The following is a 19178-nucleotide window of genomic DNA, read 5'->3' on the forward strand; positions in this document are numbered from 1 at the left end:
CATGATAAGAAAAGGGCAATATCAGCATCCGGCAGGTGACGGAATGTCACCTGCAGAACAATTTTATCTGTTAGCTGCCTGAAAAATCAGCAGCACACATTTTGCTGACATGCATACGCTAATGCGACAGAGCCGTTCTGCCGCCTTAATGCGACAGAACCGCTGTAGCCAGATCAGAACTGAAGTCGGGCGACTTTTTCCTTTTCTGTTTTGTCTTCTGATGCAAAGTTTTTAACGCTGATATAGACGCTGCCGTCTTTCGAATTTACAGCAATACTGTTGGCTGACGGCTTGATGGTTACCGTATTCAGCAGACGATAATCCTTCGTGCTGTACACACTCACAGAACCACCCTGGAGTGCGGTGACGTAGATACGACCAGTTTTATCGTCCACCCTTACCGCCACCGGCTGTTTACCTGTCGGAAGAGTACGTATCACTTGACCGCTCTGTGGGTCAAGCACTACAAGTGAGTCTCCTTCAGATTTTGCCTGATAGGTTTTCCCGGTTTCCTGCGCTTCTTTCTTCAGCATGCCGTAAATTTTTTCCAGCCCTTCATCCACGGCCAGCACTTCCTTGCGTTCCGGGTTCCAGGCCAGGAACAGCGGCTGGTCTACCGGGATATTGAATCGTTTTTTAATATCCAGCGTTTTGCTGTCAACCACTACCATTTCGTGCTGCCAGTTGGTCAGAAAAATATCCCCGCCATCCGCAGCCTGCGTGATGCCCGTGGACATTTTTCCCGTGTTTTCCACGGTTTTTATCAGCTTAAAGGTGCGGGTGTCCACCACGTAGAGAACGCTGCTTTCAGCACTGATGCCCGGGATATACAGACGCTGATTTTTTGTATCCAGACGAAGCTGGCGCAGAAAGTGGGTGTAGTTTTTTTTACCGGTTTTTTTATCTGTTTCCTTACCGGCAAGCGGGAGCTCACCTTTCACCTTGTTGGTTTCGGTGTCGTATGCAATGACGGTGCTGTTGTGCGTGCCGATATAGAGGGTATGGTTCGCTTCATCCAGTACAGTGCCAAAACCGGCTGAGGGCAGGTCGGTTGCCCCTTCAGGTTTTAACGTGTCTCCGTTCAGGCGCACCACCTGCGGTTTCTTACCGGCTTCCAGGTCTTTCTTGAATACGGGAGCCATCACAAACAGTTCATTCTTACCGGGGCTATAGGCCAGCTCATAGACGGCATTAGCCACGGCCTGTTCTGTGATTTTAACAGATGCAGTCTGCTGCGTTACCTGTAGGGGGCCAGTGGTTTCAGCCGCCTGCGCTGTGGGTAGTGTACAGGCCATCAGCACAGCCAGAACCAGAGGTTTAACAGTCAGTTTCATGTAACACTCCATTTTTGGGGAAGATATGAGGCACTTAAAAAACATCATGCTGTGGGGCAGAAATTCTGAGCCACTGTGGTCAGAGGGCTCCTGCATGATGACAAATTACTCGTTACATCCAACGTTGAGATATGCCAGACATGCTTCTTGCAAATTAAGTCGACTTTACCATAAAAATGTAATTAAATGATAATGATTATCATTATAATTCATTCGGGGGATGGAAATGATTACCAAAAGAACTGCATTATATCTGTGTTTACCAGCATGTTCTGGTATGTCGTTACACGCTGCGACCATTGGTGAGAACAATGAAGAGGTGATTGAGGTAAAAGCTTATCAAACGCATACTAACAAAAAACTAAATAAGTATGCTCAGATTGGTAGTCTGGGTGAGAAAGACATACAAAATACTCCTTTTTCTATTACCTCTTACTCAAATGAGGGTATAAGAAATCAAAATGCATCCACATTAGGAGATGTTTTAAAAAACGACCCAAGTATCAGGACGTCAACAGGAAGTCATCACTTCAATGAGAATTTTTTATTGCGTGGCCTTCCATTAAATTATGAAGATATTTCATATAATAACTTTTATGGGATGGCTCCTTTCGGTCATACTCCCATAGAATTTATTGAATCAGTAACCGTACTGAAAGGCCCAAATACCCTTATTGGCGGGGTGGCCCCCAGTGGAGGCGCAGTGGGTGGTGTATTGATTCTTAACCCTAAAAGAGCTGACTATGAAGTAACAAGATTCACAAGTTCACTTGATGATGGGAAATACTTTCAAAACCATTTTGATATATCAAGATTTCTGGACGATGAACAAAAGTTAGGGGTTCGTGCAAATATAGTTCATGGTAACGGTGAGCACTATATTAAAGGTATGCATGACAGAAAGTCATTAGGCTCTTTAGCAATTGATTATCTGGGTGATGACTTTCACCTTAGCCTGGATGCATACTCAATTTATGAAAAAAGAAAAAATGGCACACCGACCATAGTTAACATGAGTAAAAAAACAGGGGTTTTATCACCACCTGATGGCGATACGAATTATTTTAATAATTCAGGCACCGAAAGCAAAAGTAAATTCATTGGTTTAAATACTGAGTATTATTTTGATCCGGACATAAAGCTTTATGGGAATGTAGGTTATGCAAAAAAAGAAGCTACCGGCTTTTTAAACGGAACAAGATTAACTCTCATAAACGATAAAGGCGATGCAAAAGGTAATCTGTTTAACTTAGGTTATTCCGAATATAATTTATCATCACGTCTTGGCGGTAATTTTAAATTCAACACCGGATATTTTTATCATGACATAAATATCAGAGGTGATTATCTACAAAGGAAAACAAATGAACATAAAACCCCCAGCTTAAGTGATTCATTTAATACAAATATTTACGCCCCATCAAGCAGTCCGGGAATGCCTGGTAAGCCTAAGTTATACAAAAACTTAGATAACCAGTATGTAAGCTATAATCTCGCCGATACAGTTTCTGTGCTTGATGAAAAACTACAGGTCACAATGGGCATCAGATACCAGGAAATGAATCTCAGGAATTATTTAACTGGTGACGGAAAAAAGGTAACTTACAGGAAGTCTTCACCAAATATTGGGTTGGTTATTAAACCTTTTTACAAGGAACTTTCATTTTACGCTAACTATATGGAAGGATTATCAGATGGATTCTCTGTTTCTTTCCCTTACGATGTTAATTATGGAAAATCATTTGAACCTCAAAAGACAAAGCAGTTTGAATTAGGCGCAAAATTAGCTACGGATAAGTGGTATTCAACCCTTGCGCTGTTCCAGATAACAAAACCGGGAACCATGGTAACTCAGTTGTCTGCACCAACAAATGAAAACAAAACTCAAATAACCACAAATGACGCGAAAAATAAAATACAAGGCGTTGAGTTTGTTGCTTCAGGTTATATAACGGAAAACTTATCCTTATTAAATCAGACGTCAGTTATGAAAGCCAGATATGAAAAGGCAGCTCTAAATGAAGGGAGATTCATACCCGGAATACCAAAATTCACAACAGCAACAGAACTGGAATACAATGTCCCACAGTTGAGGGGTTTATATGTTTCAGCCAGAGGGACATATGTGGGGAAACAAGATTTATCGGCTGACAATTCGTTACAGCTACCCGAATACAAAACTCTGGACTTAGGCGTTCGTTACAATATAAAATCCAAAAAAACAAACACTACTATTTTTGCAAAAGTGGATAATGTAACAAATGAAAAATATTGGGAAGGTGTTTTTAGCGGGGCTAACTGGGCAACCATTGGCGCCTCCAGAAATTACAAAGTAGGTTTTAGTGTGGAATTTTGAACCCACATCTTTCAATTAAACCAGGTATACCTGAGCTTTGCCAGAGTGTACCTGGTTTAATGGCTCTTTCGCATTAGCGGGTAATGCACCCAACTTGATGGTTAGGAAACTGAATCATCGTTTTAAAATTTTCCTGACCATGAATTTTATTTCCTTATAGGGCCTGATAGCGTGCGATCGGGGAATTTATGGTGAGAAAATGCTGTTTTCGGCTTATTTTTAACCTTAAACCCATTTTTTAGACGAACTTACCCTGCGGGCTGGGCCAGAAGCTATCGTTTCCGGTCGATACTGTGCAGCCTTTCTGCCACTAATTCCGACCCGCGCCTGCCGGCCTGTGCACTGTTGAAGCGCAGTCTGTTGCCGCACAGGATGCATCTGTACGGATCTGTGCGCAGGAACGCCTTCATCAGCGCGGCGAAGTCCGGTTGTTCCGGTTTTTCTCTCTTCCATTTGCAGGGCCTCATACACCTTCGGCAGCAGCGTGCCTCGTTTATGGTTTGACAGAAAGCTGTAGTAGCGCACCATTTTAAAATGCTTCGCCGGGATATGGCTGATATAGCGCCCGACCATATCTTCATGCGTCAGCGTCTGCTGCCGGTACTGCTGCGTGCGGTGGTCGTAATAGTTATGCACCACGGCGCTGCCACTGTCGTGCCTGAGTTTTGCTGCTGACACAGATGGTCGCTTAAGGTACCGGCCCAGATATTTGACGCTATGGCAGGCTCCCCGGGTCTTCTTCGCGAAGTGGACTTTCCAGTGGCGTTCGTACTGGGCCTGCAGATACCGCTGCCACTGCCTGTTATCGTGGATATGCCCCAGCCCCGGCAGGCTGCCGGGGTTAATCAGATTATAGCTGTGGCGCAGCAGGCGGATGACGGCCCCGCGCCAGATTTCTTCTACAGCGTGCTTCTTAAAGAAGAGGTCGCGCCAGACGCCGTGCTTAATATTGAGTCCGCCCCGGGTGACGGAGAGATGAATGTGGGAATGCTGGTTGAGCTGCGACCGTAGGTGTGCAGGGCGCAGAAGACACCGACCTCCACTCCCTGTTTACGGGCCCACAGGAGCATGGCGCGGGAGGCAGCCCGGAACAGGGCACTGAGCAGGGACCGGTTGTTGTTGAAAAAGGGCCACAGCAGATGGGGCATGGTGAAGGTGATATGCTGCCAGTCGCAGTCGGGCAGAGTGTGGCTCTGCTGCGACCCCCACTGTTACGTGGCCTTATGTCCGCAGGAGCTGCAGCTTTTTGATTTACAGGTCTGGCAGAAGAAGCGGGAGTGGGTGCAGTCCGGGGATGCAAGCAGTATCCCTTCACCCTCATTGCAGCGGTGCCGCAGGCGAGCATGCGCTCGACGCAGAGGCGGGTCCAGGGGCTGATGGTGTCCCCGTGTTTGTCGATGTACAGGTTCCAGCCGTCATCGGTGGTGAAGAGTAACTTCGCTGGTCGCGGGATATACATGCCGGAGTATTACAGTCCGGGTATTTTTCCAGTGAAACGAAAATCGACATACTGCCCGCAGTCGCAGTCGCAGTCGGGTCTGTCGGCCCAGTTGTCGGTATATTTGTCCCACGGGTCGAAGGAGAGCGGGATTATCTCCAGCTCCGTGCAGGTCATGAACTCATCCAGGGGCATGCTTTCTGTCATCGCGTCACCAATACTGTCATATCCGGTTTTATCCGCCTCTCCGGGATGCTGCTCAAAGCCGCGGATAATCGTGACCTGTGGCGGATAAAACTGCGTGTCGAGGAAAAACTGAGGGCCGAAACGGACGCAGTGCTGTATGGCTTCTGCCGGCGTCTCGTAGAAGAACTCATCGGGCTCATGACCGTCAGTGTCGGGGGGTAAGGTGACCATAAAACGTTTTAGATAAGAGGGAGGGGTAACAACACGGGCTACAGAGGGTTTACCTGATTTACCGGGTTTGCGTTTTCTGGGGGCTTTGCTGCGAGCCATGTGGATGAATTCCTGTGGAAATTAACATAGCGCAGAGTATAAAGCTGTGTGCCGGTCATGAACACCACTGGAACGGCAAAGCCTTGACGTTCGCCCTGTAAGGGCGCTACGTTCTCCGTATCCTGTCATACGAGTAAAAAAGCCAGCGCTGGCGCGATTTGGCCCCGACGTAGCCCCACTGTTCGTCCATTTCCGTGCAGACAATGACGTCACTGCCCGGTTGTATGCGCGAGGTTACCGACTGCGGCCGGAGTTTTTTAAGTGCCGTAAAATCGTGTTGAGGCCAACGCCCATAATACGTGCACTGGCGCGACATCCGACGCCATTCATGGCCATATCAATAATTTTCTGGTATGTACCGGGCTGAGAGGCAGTGTAAGTGAAATGCAGTTGCCATGTTTTACGGCAGTGAGAGCAGAGATAGCGCTGATGTCCGGCAGTGCTTTTGCCGTTACGCACCACGCCTTCAATAGCTGAACAGGAAGGACAGCTGATGGAAATGGAAGCCACTGGAGCATCTCAAAAACACCATCATACACTAAATCAGTAAGTTGGGAGCATTACCCATTTTCGATTAAAAATACGCCCTTTTTAGGGCGTTTTCACATATCTGTTTTCTTATATATCAGGTAGATCATATGTTTTCGTTCCATTGGAACTCAGACCCCTGATAAGATAAATTGGAATCATTACCCTGATTCATATGGAGAGATCGCATTAATAAATAAACTAATCGCTAATTGACTGTGTTATTGATATCGATCAATACATTTAATTTACAGAAATTAAATCTAACGCATAACTTTGATCAGTATCAATTAATTCTCATTTAGTTTTTTTTGATTATTCTCAAGGATGATTTTCTGCTTGGTGGCTTTGGTGTAAGGTGTTGAATTTCATTCCCTTTTCTTGTGTTTTTTGTGATTTTTTTATCTTTGCTTATACGGTTGACCTTGCTAACCATTACCGTTAGAGTCACTTTCGACAGCATTTCATTACATTTTTGTATTTGAATAGGAATATGGTGAGGATTGTTAAATTCAATGCCATAACTGCCCCCGCAACTGTAGGCGGATGTCGAATATCCATGTGTGGTTAATAAACCGCAGGTCACTGTAAAGCTCGTCTTTATGGGAAGGCTGATATTCTTATTGCCGTGAGTCAGGAGACCTGCTGTCAACGTGGTATACCATTGAGTGGACGGGATGGTCCATGGGATGAATTATTTGACAAAGATCGTAGTATATTTATGAATAAAATTTTGCCTAAGCAAGGGTTATTTGCATTTTTTGCAAATCTTTATTCTTAATTTTCACGATTCAATGTCATCTATCTTCATGTCTCCTCCCGATATATGGAACGAAATGAGCCATGACCAGATCTTTAGATTCTGGCATCAACGGGACGATGATAATGCACGCTAATTCTACCTCTTTTTCCTCTAAAAAAGCGCTTCTGGCCATTGTTGGCACTACTGCTCTACTGCTTACTTCCGGGTTTTCCAGTGCGGCAAAAACCGAATACCCTCTGACGATTAAAAACTGTGGTCGCGATATCACCTTCAATCAGGCGCCAACGCGGGTGGCAACAGTGGGCCAGAACAGTACTGAGATTCTCTATTCACTGGGACTGGCCGACCGAGTGGTAGGCACTTCGCTGTGGTTTGGACCGGTACTGAATACTTATAAAGCTGCAAATGAGAACGTTGCCGTTATTGCGCAAAATATTCCCAGTTTTGAAGGGATTGTGGCTAAAAAACCAGATTTGGTCGCCAGCCAGTTTGAGTGGCAAATCGGCCCCGCAGGCACGGTTGCCTCTTACGAACAGTTTAGTGAACTGAAGGTTCCTGTTTACACCGCGCCGGCTGACTGCGCGAAAGATAACGAAGATGGCGGTGATGGTGTTCGTAAGCGCATGTTTGATATTGCCATGGTGTATCAGGAAGTCGCCGATCTGGCGAAAATCTTCGATGTTCAGGATAAAGGGGAGGCATTGATTGACAGCCTTAAAGCACGTGAAGTCGCAGCGAAAAATAAAATTACCGGAATGGATAAGAATGTCTCCGTCGTGTTCTGGTTCTCAAGTGCTGATCTGCAGCTCGATCCTTATGTTGCAGGGAAGTTTGGCCCCGCTGCATGGATAGCCCAGACGCTGGGGGTGAAAAATGTGATTGATTCTGCAGAAGAGTGGCCAACGGTAGGTTGGGAAACCATCGCTAAAGCTCACCCTTCAGTTATTGTGCTCGGTGAGATGAGTCGTCGCCGCTTCCCTGCTGATGACTGGAAGGTCAAGATGGAATACCTCAAGTCCGATCCTGTCGCCAAACTGCTTCCTGCCGTCAAGGAAAACCATCTGCCAGTTATTGATGTACAGACAATGAATGCTGGGATCAAAACCATTGATGGGGTGGAAAAACTGGCTGATGCCCTTGTTGAATATGGCTTAGCGCATCCGCAAGCCTCTCATTAATCTACGCTTTGCGCTATGCCCAGGTCCGGCATAGTGCATCTCCGTTACTCAGGAACGCAGATAATCATGAGTGATTCTCGCAGGATGCGTCGCGCTGTTGGTCAGCTTGTGGTAAGAGCTGGTGGGCACGCCCTCTGGGTCAGCGCGCTGATGTGCTGCGTACTGTTAGCAGGAATTTCCATTGGCGAAACGCTTATCCCCTGGCGGCATGTACTCAGTACTTTGGCGAATCATCTTTTTGATACGCACTATCCTGTCGATGCACTGGATGCCGGGATCATCTGGAACTACCGTCTGACCCGGGCGCTGGTTTCAGCCAGCTGCGGTGCGTGCCTGGCTGTTTCCGGCGTTGTATTACAGTCTCTGTTACGTAATGCGCTTGCCGAACCCTATCTATTGGGGATTTCTGCCGGGGCATCCACCGGTGCAGTGCTGGTTGCTCTCACCGGGATAGGGGCCGGGATCATCAGTATGTCATTGGGGGCTTTTATAGGCGCGCTGACGGCATTTCTGTTCGTCGCGTTATTAGCGATGGCCGCAGGCAGTAGACAGGGCGGTGGTGTGACAACCCAAATTATTCTTGCCGGGATCGCCAGCTCGCAACTTTTCAATGCGATTACGTCACTGATCATCACCCGCTCAGCAAACGCCGAGCAGGCGCGGGGTATTATGTTCTGGCTGTTGGGCAACCTGAGCGGCGTGCGCTGGCCCGACGTTGTCTTAGCCATTCCTACTGCACTGATCGGTGTCGCGCTGTGCTTCTGTTATGCCCGCCATCTCGACGCTTTTTCCTTTGGTGCAGAATCTGCGGCATCGCTGGGCATTCCGGTAAAACGTACCCGTGCCGTGCTGATTGCCGCCGTCACCGGTATGACGGCGATCATGGTCTCTATTGTGGGCGCGATCGGCTTTGTCGGTCTTGTTATCCCCCACGCTGCCCGTATGTTGGTTGGTAACCAACATCATCGCCTGTTGCCAGTTAGCGCACTGATTGGGGCGATTTTTCTCATCATTGCCGATGTTATCTCCCGCACATTACTGCCCGGACAGGTATTACCGATAGGTGTGATCACGGCTCTGGTCGGTGCGCCCGCGTTTTCAATCATCCTGATCAGAGGAAATAAGGCCAAATGACCGTCAATCCTGTATTGCCTCCTGTGGCCTCTGCTGAAGTCGTTATTGAGGCATGTAACCTGCGTTGGAAGGTAAAAGGCAAAGCGATCGTTGATGATGTATCGCTCAGCGTGGCTCCCGGCGAGTTTGTCGGAATTATTGGTCCCAACGGGTCGGGTAAAACATCGCTCATTTCGTTGTTGGCTGGTTTGCTGAAACCCACGTCTGGTCACATCACGCTACAGCACAAAGCACTCCACCATTATTCACGCCGCCATCTTGCACAGAAGGTGGCGCTCGTCGAACAGCAGGCTGAGACAGGTGAACGTATTACCGCTTTGCAGGCCGTTTCGCTGGGACGGACCCCCTGGCTTAGCCTGCTCTCACCCTGGTCCGTTAAAGATGACGATATCGTGCAAACGATGCTGGAGAAGGTCGATCTCCGTGAATTACAGCACCGCTGCTGGCATACCTTTTCTGGGGGAGAAAAACAGCGCCTACATATCGCCCGGGCACTGGCACAACAGCCGCAACTGTTGCTAATGGATGAGCCTACTAACCATCTCGACATTCAACATCAGATTGGCCTGCTTAGCCTGGTTAAACGTGAAAAGCTCACGGTGATTGCCGCTCTACACGACCTCAATCATGCCGCAATGTTCTGCGATCGCATCATCGTAATGACATCCGGACATATGGCTATGCAGGGAACTCCTTGCGCTGTTTTTACCCGCGAAAACCTTCATGCCTGGTTTGGTATTGACGCCATTGTTGGACATGAAGCGGGTAGTGAAAATTGTTTTATTCGTTACCAAAGACCTGATGAATTTTAAGGAAGAATCGATGAAATACCTCAAACAGAGTCTGAAAGTTTTGTGTTTACTTGCCATCGCCTCTTCAGCCTTCGCACAAACTCACGAAGTGTTGATGAAAAATCGTGGATCTGCGGGGCCAATGGTCTATGAACCGGATTATCTTGAGATCCAACCCGGTGATACGGTGAAGTTTATCCGTAAACATAAGAGCCATAATGCGGCTTCAATCGCAGAATTGTCTCCGGCAGATTATCCTGGTTTTATGGGCAAAATAGATGAAGAGATCGAAGTGAAATATGACAATGCCGGATTTTACGGCATCAAATGTACACCGCATTATGCTCAGGGCATGGTGATGCTGATTAAAGTTGGCGATGCCACTTTACCGGACAGCTACCGCGCGTTTAAAGCGCCGGGAATTGCCGATAAACGCTTCCAGGATATCTACACTCGTATAGACAAGAAGTAGCTCGCGACACTCATGGAGAATTGTGCTGTGACGGATAACAAACATACCAGTGATGAAATTCGGGGGCAGCGCAGGGAATGCCTGTGCAGATTGACGAAATTCGTCGGTGCGGCAGGTGTTGCTGCTGCTGTCTGGCCGCTGGTTTCGGCCTTGGGTCCGGATGAGACAGCGCTTGGGGAGAATGAACCGATTGATGTCTCTCTCGCAGGGATTGCCGCTGGGCAAACAGTCAGACGTGTATGGCAGGGAAAGCTAATTCTTATTCACCACCGCACGCCTGATGAGATTGTTGCTGCAAGAAATGCTGACTGGCACACGTTTGTCGATCCACAGTCTGACAGCGAGAGGGTCTCTGATGCTTATCCTCAATGGCTGGTGGTTCAGGGATACTGCCCTCATGCCGGATGTGTACCCAATTCCCGATCTGGAGGGCAGGGCTGGGTCTGTCCGTGCCATGGGTCTGAATTCGATACCTCCGGACGTGTAACCCGTGGACCGGCTACCGTGAATCTGACCATCCCTGACTACGCCTTTCATCCCGATGGTCTGACCCTGCGCATCGGCGCTAAGGAAGCCTGATATGATGAGTGCGCGTGCCTCTTCGCTCCCTGGGCGTATCCCTTTTCCTCGCTCGGTTGCCGGAATCTGGGTATTCGCTATCGGTGCTATCCTGCTGGTTATGCTCGTCGTGCAGATCCTTACGGGTATCATACTGGCGATGTTTTACGTACCGACGGCTGAGCTGGCATATGATTCTATTATTCATATTATGCGCGCGGTTCGCCATGGAGAGCTGTTGCGAAATACGCATGCTATTGGCGCGTCACTCTTTTTCTTTGCCTGCTATCTGCATATTTTTCGCGGCATGTACTACAACGTGTACCGTAAGCCCTGGACGACAATGTGGATAATTAGCGTCACGCTATACATCCTGCTGATGATGACCGCATTTCTGGGTTATAGCCTTATCTGGGGGCAAAAAAGCTACTGGGCGGCAACGGTCATTACTCGCTTTGCCCAGGCTATTCCGTGGGTGGGGGATACGCTTTACGCATATTTAGTCGGCAGCCATACGCCGGGTACGCCGATGCTTGGCCGCTTTTTTGTTATCCACTTTATTCTTCCCTTTGTAATTGTCATGGTGACGGTTTTGCACATACGTACCGTACAGTCGGCATTTGCACAGGCGATGAAAAAGAGGTTTAGCGAGAAAGAGTCCAGAAGCCTGCTATTCGATTACAAAATTACCGATCTTGATGCCATCAAAATCACCATTTTTTTGATGCTCTTCGCCTGGTTTTTATTCTTCGCACCGCACTATCTAAGTAGTGCCGATAACTTTATTCCTGCGGATCCAACGGTTACCCCAGCGATTGTTGCGCCAGAATGGTATTTTCTTCCCTTTTTCTCCATCTTGCGTTGCTTTCCTAATGAATTCGTTGGGTTAGCTGCGATGTGTGGGTCGATACTGATTTTCTATTTCCTTCCCTGGCTTGATACTTCCCGGGCTCGTTTCCGCCATTACAGCAAACTGGTTAAATGCGGATTCTGGCTGTGGGTCATCAATGCCTGCTTTTTAGGCTGGTTAGGATCGAAAGCGCTGGTTGGTCCCGACCTTGTTGACGGTTTCCGTAATGAAGAAGGCTGGATCCGTGCTGCATCTCAGCTTTCGACGCTGATTTGGTTTGCCTGGTTTTTAATCGTATTACCCTGCCGTCGTTTTCTGGAAAAGCAAGACTGATGATGAATCGATTATTGAAATTCAGTGTTCTGTGTTTTTCCCTGTTGGGACTGGGGTCTACCTGCGCGCAGGAGCCTACGCCCGAGAGACAGGACTGGAGCTTTAGCGGCATCAATGGTCAGTATGATAAAGAGCAGCTTCGGCGTGGCCTGCAGGTTTATGAAGAGAAGTGTCGCGCTTGTCACGGCATGAAGTACCTTACTTTTAGGTCATTGACCAGGTCCGGCGGCCCGGAACTCACGGTTGATGACGCAAAAAGTATCGCCAGCGGCTATCAGTTCCCTGATATTCAGGATGACGGTCAGGTTGGTGAGCGGGACGGTACGTTAAATGACAGCTTCATATCGCCTTACCTGAACGAGCGGGAAGCACGATACCTTAACAATGGCGCTGAGCCTGTTGACCTGAGCTATATCGTCCGCGCTCGTTCATACGATCGCGGATTCCCGCAATTCCTGTTTGATGCTTTTCTGCCCTATACGGAGCAGGGGGCAGATTACGTCTACGCGCTGTTAACCGGTTATCTGCCTGCGGATCCCGAACTGAAGGCTAATCGCTACTTTCCCGGCGGGATGATTAACATGCCGAAACCGCTTACGAATGGAGAGATTCAATGGAATCCACCATCGCAAAAAGCTGAAACGGAAGAGCAATATGCCAGGGATGTTACCGCCTTTCTGGCATGGGCAGCCGATCCAGAGCTCTCAGAACGAAGACCGCAGGGAACTTACGTTATGAGCTATCTGGCCATTATGCTGGGATTGCTATGGATATTGCGACGAATGAAGAGGCGCTCGCCGAAATGAGCACAAATGGGTAGGGAGTATGCTTGAAGCCAGAAAGCTCTTCTGCGAGAGAGACGAACGAATCTTATTTAAAGATTTAACATTCGAGGTTAACGCGGGGGAATGGATACAAATAACCGGAGGCAATGGTGCAGGGAAAACCACCCTGTTGCGCTTGCTGACCGGGCTCGCTCGCCCTGATGCCGGGGAGGTATGTTGGCATGGGCAACCGCTGCATCGCGTGCGGGAACGCTACCATCAAAATCTATTATGGATTGGCCATCAATCGGGGATCAAAACCCGGCTCACATCGCTTGAAAACTTGCGCTTTTTTCATCGTAACGGAGATAGTCAACAATGTCTTCGTGCTCTGGACCAGGTGGGTCTTGCCGGGTATGAAGATACCTTAGTGAGTCAGCTTTCTGCCGGACAGCAGCGCTGCGTTGCCCTTGCTCGCCTCTGGCTGACGGGCGCTACGCTCTGGATCCTTGATGAACCCTTTACCGCTCTTGATATTAATGGCGTAGATCGTCTGACGCAGCGCATGTCGCAGCATACGGCGCAGGGAGGGAGGGTGATTCTGACAAATCATCAGTCAATGAATGTGACAACCGACAATATTCGCCGGATAGCGCTGGCTGGCGAGAGGGTACGGTGATGATATGGAAAATTTTACGTTTTGAGCTGCGCGTGGCTTTGCGCCACTGCGCGGAAGTTGCGAATCCTCAGTGGTTCTTCTTGATGGTTATTACGTTGTTCCCTCTAAGTATCGGCCCTGAAGCCCGGCTCCTGGCACGCCTGGCGCCGGGCATTATTTGGGTTGCTGCGTTGCTCTCTTCGCTGCTGGCGCTGGAGCGACTTTTTCGCGATGACCTGCACGATGGTACTCTCGAACAATTGCTGCTGTTGCCGCTGCCGTTGCCTGCGGTGGTAATGGCGAAGATGATTGTTCACTGGATGGTGACCGGACTGCCGCTGCTTATTTTCTCGCCGCTGGTAGCGATGCTATTGGGAATGGACTTCTATGGCTGGAAAATTATGACGCTGACGCTATTGCTGGGTACGCCAACCCTGACCTTTCTCAGTGCGCCAGGCGTCGGGTTGACCATTGGACTAAAGCGCAACAGCGTACTGGTCAGCTTGCTGGTACTGCCGCTAACTATCCCGGTACTCATTTTTACGACTACCGCGATGGATGCGGCTTCTATGCATCTTCCGGTAGAAGGGTACATCGCGATTCTGGGGGCGCTGCTGACTGGTAGCGCAACAATAAGTCCGTTTGTGACGGCTGCTGCTTTACGTATTAGTTTGCAGTAGCGCGTTGCTATTATTTTGTCTGAGTCTGGTAACTGAATTATGTGGAATACACAGCATCAATTGGTGAATCTACCGCGGGTTTATCAGTTCTGTTGCGTGCTGGCTCCGTGGATGGGCGTCGCCAGCACGCTGGTATTGGCTGCAGGTTGGATTTGGGGATTCGGTTTCGCGCCAGCGGATTATCAGCAGGGCGACAGCTATCGCATTATTTATCTACACGTACCGGCGGCAATGTGGTCGATGGGAATTTATACCGCGATGGCGGTTGCCGCGTTTATTGGTCTTGTCTGGCAGACAAAAATGGCCAATCTGATATTGGTCGCCATGGCTCCGACCGGCGCGGTGTTTACCTTTATTGCATTGGTAACCGGCTCCTCATGGGGTAAGCCGATGTGGGGAACTTGGTGGGTTTGGGATGCCAGATTGACCTCTGAACTGGTACTGCTGTTTCTTTACGTGGGTGCCATTGCGCTTTGGAATGCCTTTGATGATCGTACTCTGGCCGGACGTGCGGTGGGCGTTCTGGTGCTGATTGGCGTCATTAACCTACCGATTATCCACTATTCGGTGGAGTGGTGGAATACGCTACATCAAGGTTCAACGAATATGCAGCAAAGCATTGATCCTGCAATGCGTATGCCGCTTTGCCTGGTGATTCTCGGCTATCTGCTGTTGTTCATCATGTTAACGCTGATGCGCATGCGTAATCTGGTTTTGATATTGGAAAAACGCCGTCAGTGGGTAGGTGAGCTGATTTTAAAAAGGAGTTGTCAATGACCAGCGCATTTGCATCCTGGAGTGATTTCTTCGCTATGGGCGGGTACGCCTTTTACGTCTGGCTTGCGGTGTTGATGACTATCATTCCCATGGCGATGCTGATCGTACATAGCGCCATGTCGCATCACACGATTTTGCGGGATATTGCGCGGCAGCGCGCGCGTGAAATGCGGATGCGAGCGGAGCGGTAGCATGAATCTCCGATATAAAAATCGTTACCGGGTGGTCTGCGCGGTGCTGACGGGCCTGACGTTTACCATAGCGCTGACCCTCTACGCGTTACGTTCGAGTATCGATCTTTTCTACACGCCGGGAGAGATTATTTACGGCAAGCGTGAAACACAACGGCTGCCGGAAGTGGGCCAGCGCCTGCGCGTCGGTGGAATCGTGATGCCGGGCAGCATGAGTCGCGATCCGCACTCGCTGAAGGTGAATTTCAGTATTTATGATGCAGAAGGTACGGTGACAGTGGCGTACGAGGGGATCCTGCCGGATCTTTTTCGCGAAGGCCAGGGGGTTGTGGTGCAAGGCGAGCTTGGCGAGAAAAATCATGTGCAGGCCAGGGAAGTTCTCGCCAGGCATGATGAAAACTATACGCCGCCGGAAGTAGAAAAAGCGATGCAGAAAAATCACCGTCACCTGAACAGTATTGCTCAGGATAAGTCATCATGATGCCGGAAATTGGCAACGGATTGCTCTGTCTGGCGCTCAGCGTGGCGTTACTTCTAAGCGTTTATCCGCTATGGGGTGCTGCGCGTGGCGATACGCGGATGATGGATTCGGCTGGGATTTTTGCCTTGCTATTGTTTGCTCTGGTTATGGGGGCCTTTCTGGTTCTTGCTCATGCGTTCGTGGTCAATGATTTTTCCGTGACTTATGTTGCCAGCCACTCCAGCACGCAGCTGCCGCCCTGGTATCGCGTGGCCGCAACATGGGGAGCGCACGAAGGTTCCCTGTTGCTGTGGATGCTAATGATGAGCGGCTGGACGTTTGCCGTGGCGCTATTTAGTAGGTCAATGCCGCGGGATATTGTTACCCGCGCGTTGTCTGTACTGGGGATGATTGGCTCCGGTTTTCTAATGTTTATTTTATTCACCTCTAATCCGTTTGCCCGTGTGCTGCCTGATTTTCCCGTTGAGGGTGGCGATCTGAACCCGCTGTTGCAGGATCCGGGACTAATTTTTCATCCACCGCTGTTGTACATGGGATACGCGGGATTTTCGGTGGTGTTTGCATTTGCGATTGCAGCACTGCTGAGCGGACGACTGGACAATTCCTTCGCGCGCTTCACTCGTCCCTGGACGCTGGCGGCGTGGATTTTCCTGACGCTCGGGATTGTGCTGGGTTCCGCGTGGGCCTATTGCGAACTGGGTTGGGGCGGCTGGTGGTTCTGGGATCCGGTGGAAAATGCTTCGTTTATGCCGTGGTTAGTCGGAACTGCGCTGGTGCATTCGCTGCCGGTAACGGAGCAGCGTGCCAGTTTTAAAGCCTGGACGCTGCTGCTCGCTATTTGCACGTTTGCGCTTTGTCTGCTGGGGACCTTCCTCGTGCGTTCCGGAATAGTGGTTTCGGTGCACTCATTTGCCTCAGACCCGTCGCGTGGGATGTTTATTCTCGCCTTTATGGTGGTGACGATCGGCGGTTCGCTGCTGCTGTTTGCTTTGCGAGGACATAAAATTCGCTCGCGGGTCAATAATGCGCTCTGGTCTCGCGAATCGATGCTATTGGGTAACAATGTGCTGCTTGTTGCCGCCACGCTGATGGTGTTACTGGGAACGTTGCTGCCGCTGGTGCACAAACTGCTGGGGCTGGGCTCTATTTCGATTGGCGAACCGTTCTTTAATACTATGTTTACCTGGCTGATGGTACCGTTTGCGCTACTGCTGGGGATTGGTCCGCTGGTGCGCTGGGGACGCGATCGTCCATGCGCACTGCGGCGTCTACTGATTCTTGTGCTAGTGAGCACATTTATGCTGTCGCTGCTGTCGCTATGGCTGCTTGAAAACAAGATTGTTGCGATGGCCGTGGTCGGGATGGTTATGGCGAGCTGGATCTTTGCATTGGCAATGGCGGAAGTCGTCCGAAGAGTATCGCGTGGGACGACAATCACGCTTAGCTACTGGGGCATGGTTGCCGGTCACGTTGGGCTGGCGGTGACTATTGTTGGTATTGCTTTGAGCCAGAGCTATAGCATTGGGCGCGATGTTCGCATGATGGCTGGAGATGATGTTGATATCCATGAATATCGCTTCACTTTTCTTGAAGTTAACCACATTACCGGTCCTAACTATGGTAGCGCTGTTGCGACCATTAATGTGACGCGGCGCGGTAAAGTTGAAGCAGTACTCCGTGCGGAAAAACGCACTTCCAATCGTACCAGAACGGCGACCGCCAAAGCGGCGATTGACGGAGATATAACCCGCGATCTGTATGCTGTTCTCGGGGAAGAGTTAGACAACGGGGCATGGGCCGTGCGGCTGTACTACAAACCGTTTATCCGCTGGATTTGGGCCGGTGGGGTGCTGATGGCGCTGGGGGGATTGCTGTGCCTGTTTGACCCGCGCTATCGACAGCGTCGTTATCAACGGCCTCAGGAGGAAGCGTGAAGCGTATCGTCCTGCTGATTCCGTTTATTATTTTTATCACCATTACGACGGTGCTGCTATGGCAACTGGTTCGTGGTGCTGAAGGCGAGGAGCCGGGTAACCTTGAGTCGACGTTGGTGGGGAAGCCGGTTCCGGGCTTTAGGCTCGAGTCGCTGGAAAATCCTGGCCAGTATCATCAGGCGGACGTACTGACGCAGAACAAGCCGATATTGCTCAACGTCTGGGCGACCTGGTGCCCGACGTGCCGTGCTGAACACCAGTACCTGAACCAGCTTTCTGCACAGGGAATTCGGGTGGTCGGTTTGAATTACAAAGACCAGCGCCAGAAAGCGATAGCCTGGTTAAAAGAGTTGGGTAATCCTTATACGCTGAGCTTGTTTGATGGTAATGGGATGGTCGGGTTAGATCTGGGCGTCTATGGCACACCGGAAACTTTCCTGATCGACGGGAAAGGGATTATTCGCTATCGCCACGTCGGTGCTCTAAACGATCGAATATGGGAGCGTGAAATCAATCTGTTATGGCGGAAATATAGTAAGGAGGCTGCACAATGAGATTCTTGCTGGGATTGCTGATGCTGATAATTTCCGGTTCCGTGCTGGCTACCATTGATGTGATGCCATTTAAGAATGAGGCACAGGAGCAGCAATTCCATAAGCTGACTGAACAACTGCGTTGCCCAAAATGCCAGAACAACAATATTGCGGATTCCAGTTCGGTGATTGCCGCCGATCTGCGCCAGAAAGTGTATGAGCTGTTGCAGGAAGGGAAAACCGATAGGGAGATCGTCGATTATATGGTGGCACGCTATGGCAATTTCGTCTCCTACGACCCGCCATTAACTTCGCTGACCATTCTGCTGTGGGTACTGCCGATTACTATCATTTTTACGGGGGGCAGGATTATTTATGTCCGCTCGCATCGTCGTGTTTGGCTCAAGCAGGAGGCATTTCCTGACGACCCTCCTGTAGAGGGAAAACTGAGTGGACTTGTCATTTATGTGCCGGGAATTATTATTGCGCTGGTTCTCGGCGCGCTCAGCTATTATCAGACAGGTAGTTACAAGCAGGTAAAAAACTTGCATCAGGCAACTCAGCAGATGCCTGAGCTGCTGAACAGAGCCTTGAATTTGAAAGAACCCCCTCTTAATCAAGAAGAGATAGCCCGCCTGACACTGGCTTTGCGTACACGTCTGCAAAGCGATCCGGGCAGTGTCGAAGGCTGGGTGATGCTGGGTCAACTCGGGATGATGACAGGGAATATTGATATGGCTATTGATGCCTATGTCAATGCCTGGCAACTCGATCCGATGATGTTCGTCATGCCGGCGAATGGCCTTGCGAAAGGAACGCAGCGCTGCCGCAGTATCCCGTTTAGCCGTCAGCAGGAAATCGATGGTCTGGCCCGCAGTATCGACTGCCCGGTACAGATATTTCCACTGA

At 49.7% G+C, this 19178-nt stretch carries 17 protein-coding genes, 5 pseudogenes and 1 riboswitch; of the genes and pseudogenes, 17 read left to right on the forward strand and 5 right to left on the reverse strand.

Features of this window, described 5'->3' with window-relative positions:
• Positions 1 to 82 (forward strand): annotated as a pseudogene (locus IAE27_RS28325) (IS6 family transposase); the annotation flags it as partial.
• Positions 83 to 173: 91 nt separating this feature from the next.
• Here the strand turns inward: IAE27_RS28325 and IAE27_RS28330 are convergent.
• Entirely contained in the window at positions 174 to 1430 is a 1257-nt protein-coding gene (locus IAE27_RS28330; RefSeq protein WP_200093247.1) for a YncE family protein, read from the reverse strand.
• A 130-nt stretch (positions 1431 to 1560) separates the two neighbouring features.
• Between IAE27_RS28330 and IAE27_RS28335 the strand changes: the two genes are divergently transcribed.
• Positions 1561 to 3690, forward strand: coding sequence for a TonB-dependent receptor (locus IAE27_RS28335; RefSeq protein ID WP_200093249.1), 2130 nt, complete (start codon positions 1561 to 1563; stop codon positions 3688 to 3690).
• Positions 3691 to 3962: 272 nt separating this feature from the next.
• On the opposite strand, the pseudogene IAE27_RS30035 reads toward IAE27_RS28335, so the two are convergent.
• The 3 genes and pseudogenes from IAE27_RS30035 to IAE27_RS28350 all read right to left on the reverse strand — a co-directional run.
• A pseudogene (locus tag IAE27_RS30035) lies at positions 3963 to 5149 on the reverse strand (IS91 family transposase).
• A 9-nt stretch (positions 5150 to 5158) separates the two neighbouring features.
• Positions 5159 to 5644, reverse strand: a complete 486-nt coding sequence (locus tag IAE27_RS28345; protein WP_227685322.1) for a hypothetical protein — start codon at positions 5642 to 5644, stop codon at positions 5159 to 5161.
• Positions 5645 to 5753: 109 nt separating this feature from the next.
• A pseudogene (locus IAE27_RS28350) lies at positions 5754 to 6154 on the reverse strand (IS1 family transposase); the annotation flags it as partial.
• 458 nt (positions 6155 to 6612) lie between these two features.
• Positions 6613 to 6837: riboswitch (cobalamin riboswitch) on the forward strand.
• A 220-nt stretch (positions 6838 to 7057) separates the two neighbouring features.
• On the opposite strand from IAE27_RS28350, the gene IAE27_RS28355 reads away from it, so the two are divergent.
• From IAE27_RS28355 to IAE27_RS28425, 15 genes and pseudogenes are all read left to right on the forward strand, one after another.
• Positions 7058 to 8113 (forward strand): ABC transporter substrate-binding protein, encoded by a 1056-nt coding sequence (locus IAE27_RS28355; protein WP_200093273.1) that lies wholly within the window; start codon positions 7058 to 7060, stop codon positions 8111 to 8113.
• Between the two features lie 66 nt (positions 8114 to 8179).
• A complete protein-coding gene (locus IAE27_RS28360; RefSeq protein WP_200093251.1) occupies positions 8180 to 9247 on the forward strand; it encodes a FecCD family ABC transporter permease in 1068 nt (355 codons plus the stop codon).
• Positions 9244 to 10059 carry an ABC transporter ATP-binding protein gene (locus IAE27_RS28365; protein ID WP_195440268.1) on the forward strand — a complete coding sequence of 272 codons (816 nt, stop codon included), beginning with the start codon at positions 9244 to 9246 and terminating at the stop codon, positions 10057 to 10059. The genes IAE27_RS28360 and IAE27_RS28365 overlap by 4 nt, the downstream gene beginning before the upstream one ends.
• A 10-nt stretch (positions 10060 to 10069) precedes the next feature.
• On the forward strand, positions 10070 to 10510 hold the full coding sequence (locus IAE27_RS28370; protein WP_200093253.1) for a pseudoazurin: 441 nt from the start codon (positions 10070 to 10072) through the stop codon (positions 10508 to 10510).
• Positions 10511 to 10537: 27 nt separating this feature from the next.
• Positions 10538 to 11089 carry a ubiquinol-cytochrome c reductase iron-sulfur subunit gene (gene petA / locus IAE27_RS28375; protein ID WP_413785472.1) on the forward strand — a complete coding sequence of 184 codons (552 nt, stop codon included), beginning with the start codon at positions 10538 to 10540 and terminating at the stop codon, positions 11087 to 11089.
• Between the two features lies 1 nt (position 11090).
• On the forward strand, positions 11091 to 12251 hold the full coding sequence (locus tag IAE27_RS28380) for a cytochrome b (protein WP_195440270.1): 1161 nt from the start codon (positions 11091 to 11093) through the stop codon (positions 12249 to 12251).
• A gap of 2 nt (positions 12252 to 12253) precedes the next feature.
• Positions 12254 to 13057, forward strand: coding sequence for a cytochrome c1 (locus IAE27_RS28385; protein WP_200093275.1), 804 nt, complete (start codon positions 12254 to 12256; stop codon positions 13055 to 13057).
• Positions 13058 to 13076: 19 nt separating this feature from the next.
• A complete protein-coding gene (gene ccmA, locus IAE27_RS28390; protein ID WP_200093257.1) occupies positions 13077 to 13694 on the forward strand; it encodes a cytochrome c biogenesis heme-transporting ATPase CcmA in 618 nt (205 codons plus the stop codon).
• Positions 13691 to 14353 carry a heme exporter protein CcmB gene (gene ccmB / locus IAE27_RS28395; protein ID WP_200093259.1) on the forward strand — a complete coding sequence of 221 codons (663 nt, stop codon included), beginning with the start codon at positions 13691 to 13693 and terminating at the stop codon, positions 14351 to 14353. The genes ccmA and ccmB overlap by 4 nt, the downstream gene beginning before the upstream one ends.
• Before the next feature lie 39 nt (positions 14354 to 14392).
• Positions 14393 to 15130 (forward strand): heme ABC transporter permease, encoded by a 738-nt coding sequence (locus tag IAE27_RS28400; RefSeq protein ID WP_200093261.1) that lies wholly within the window; start codon positions 14393 to 14395, stop codon positions 15128 to 15130.
• Entirely contained in the window at positions 15127 to 15321 is a 195-nt protein-coding gene (gene ccmD / locus IAE27_RS28405) for a heme exporter protein CcmD (RefSeq protein WP_200093263.1), read from the forward strand. Before IAE27_RS28400 ends, ccmD begins: the two co-directional genes overlap by 4 nt.
• 1 nt (position 15322) lies before the next feature.
• Complete coding sequence (gene ccmE, locus IAE27_RS28410) at positions 15323 to 15802, forward strand: cytochrome c maturation protein CcmE (protein WP_200093265.1); 480 nt, start codon at positions 15323 to 15325, stop codon at positions 15800 to 15802.
• On the forward strand, positions 15799 to 17736 hold the full coding sequence (locus IAE27_RS28415; protein WP_200093267.1) for a heme lyase CcmF/NrfE family subunit: 1938 nt from the start codon (positions 15799 to 15801) through the stop codon (positions 17734 to 17736). The genes ccmE and IAE27_RS28415 overlap by 4 nt, the downstream gene beginning before the upstream one ends.
• Positions 17733 to 18290 (forward strand): DsbE family thiol:disulfide interchange protein, encoded by a 558-nt coding sequence (locus tag IAE27_RS28420; RefSeq protein ID WP_200093269.1) that lies wholly within the window; start codon positions 17733 to 17735, stop codon positions 18288 to 18290. The genes IAE27_RS28415 and IAE27_RS28420 overlap by 4 nt, the downstream gene beginning before the upstream one ends.
• Positions 18287 to 19045: pseudogene (locus tag IAE27_RS28425) on the forward strand (cytochrome c-type biogenesis protein CcmH); the annotation flags it as partial. The gene IAE27_RS28420 and the pseudogene IAE27_RS28425, both read left to right, overlap by 4 nt.
• Before the next feature lie 6 nt (positions 19046 to 19051).
• On the opposite strand, the pseudogene IAE27_RS28430 reads toward IAE27_RS28425, so the two are convergent.
• Positions 19052 to 19178 (reverse strand): annotated as a pseudogene (locus IAE27_RS28430) (DDE-type integrase/transposase/recombinase); the annotation flags it as partial.

The sequence above is a fragment of the Klebsiella sp. S69 genome, from assembly GCF_016516145.1.
Classification (GTDB): Bacteria; Pseudomonadota; Gammaproteobacteria; order Enterobacterales; family Enterobacteriaceae; genus Klebsiella; species Klebsiella oxytoca.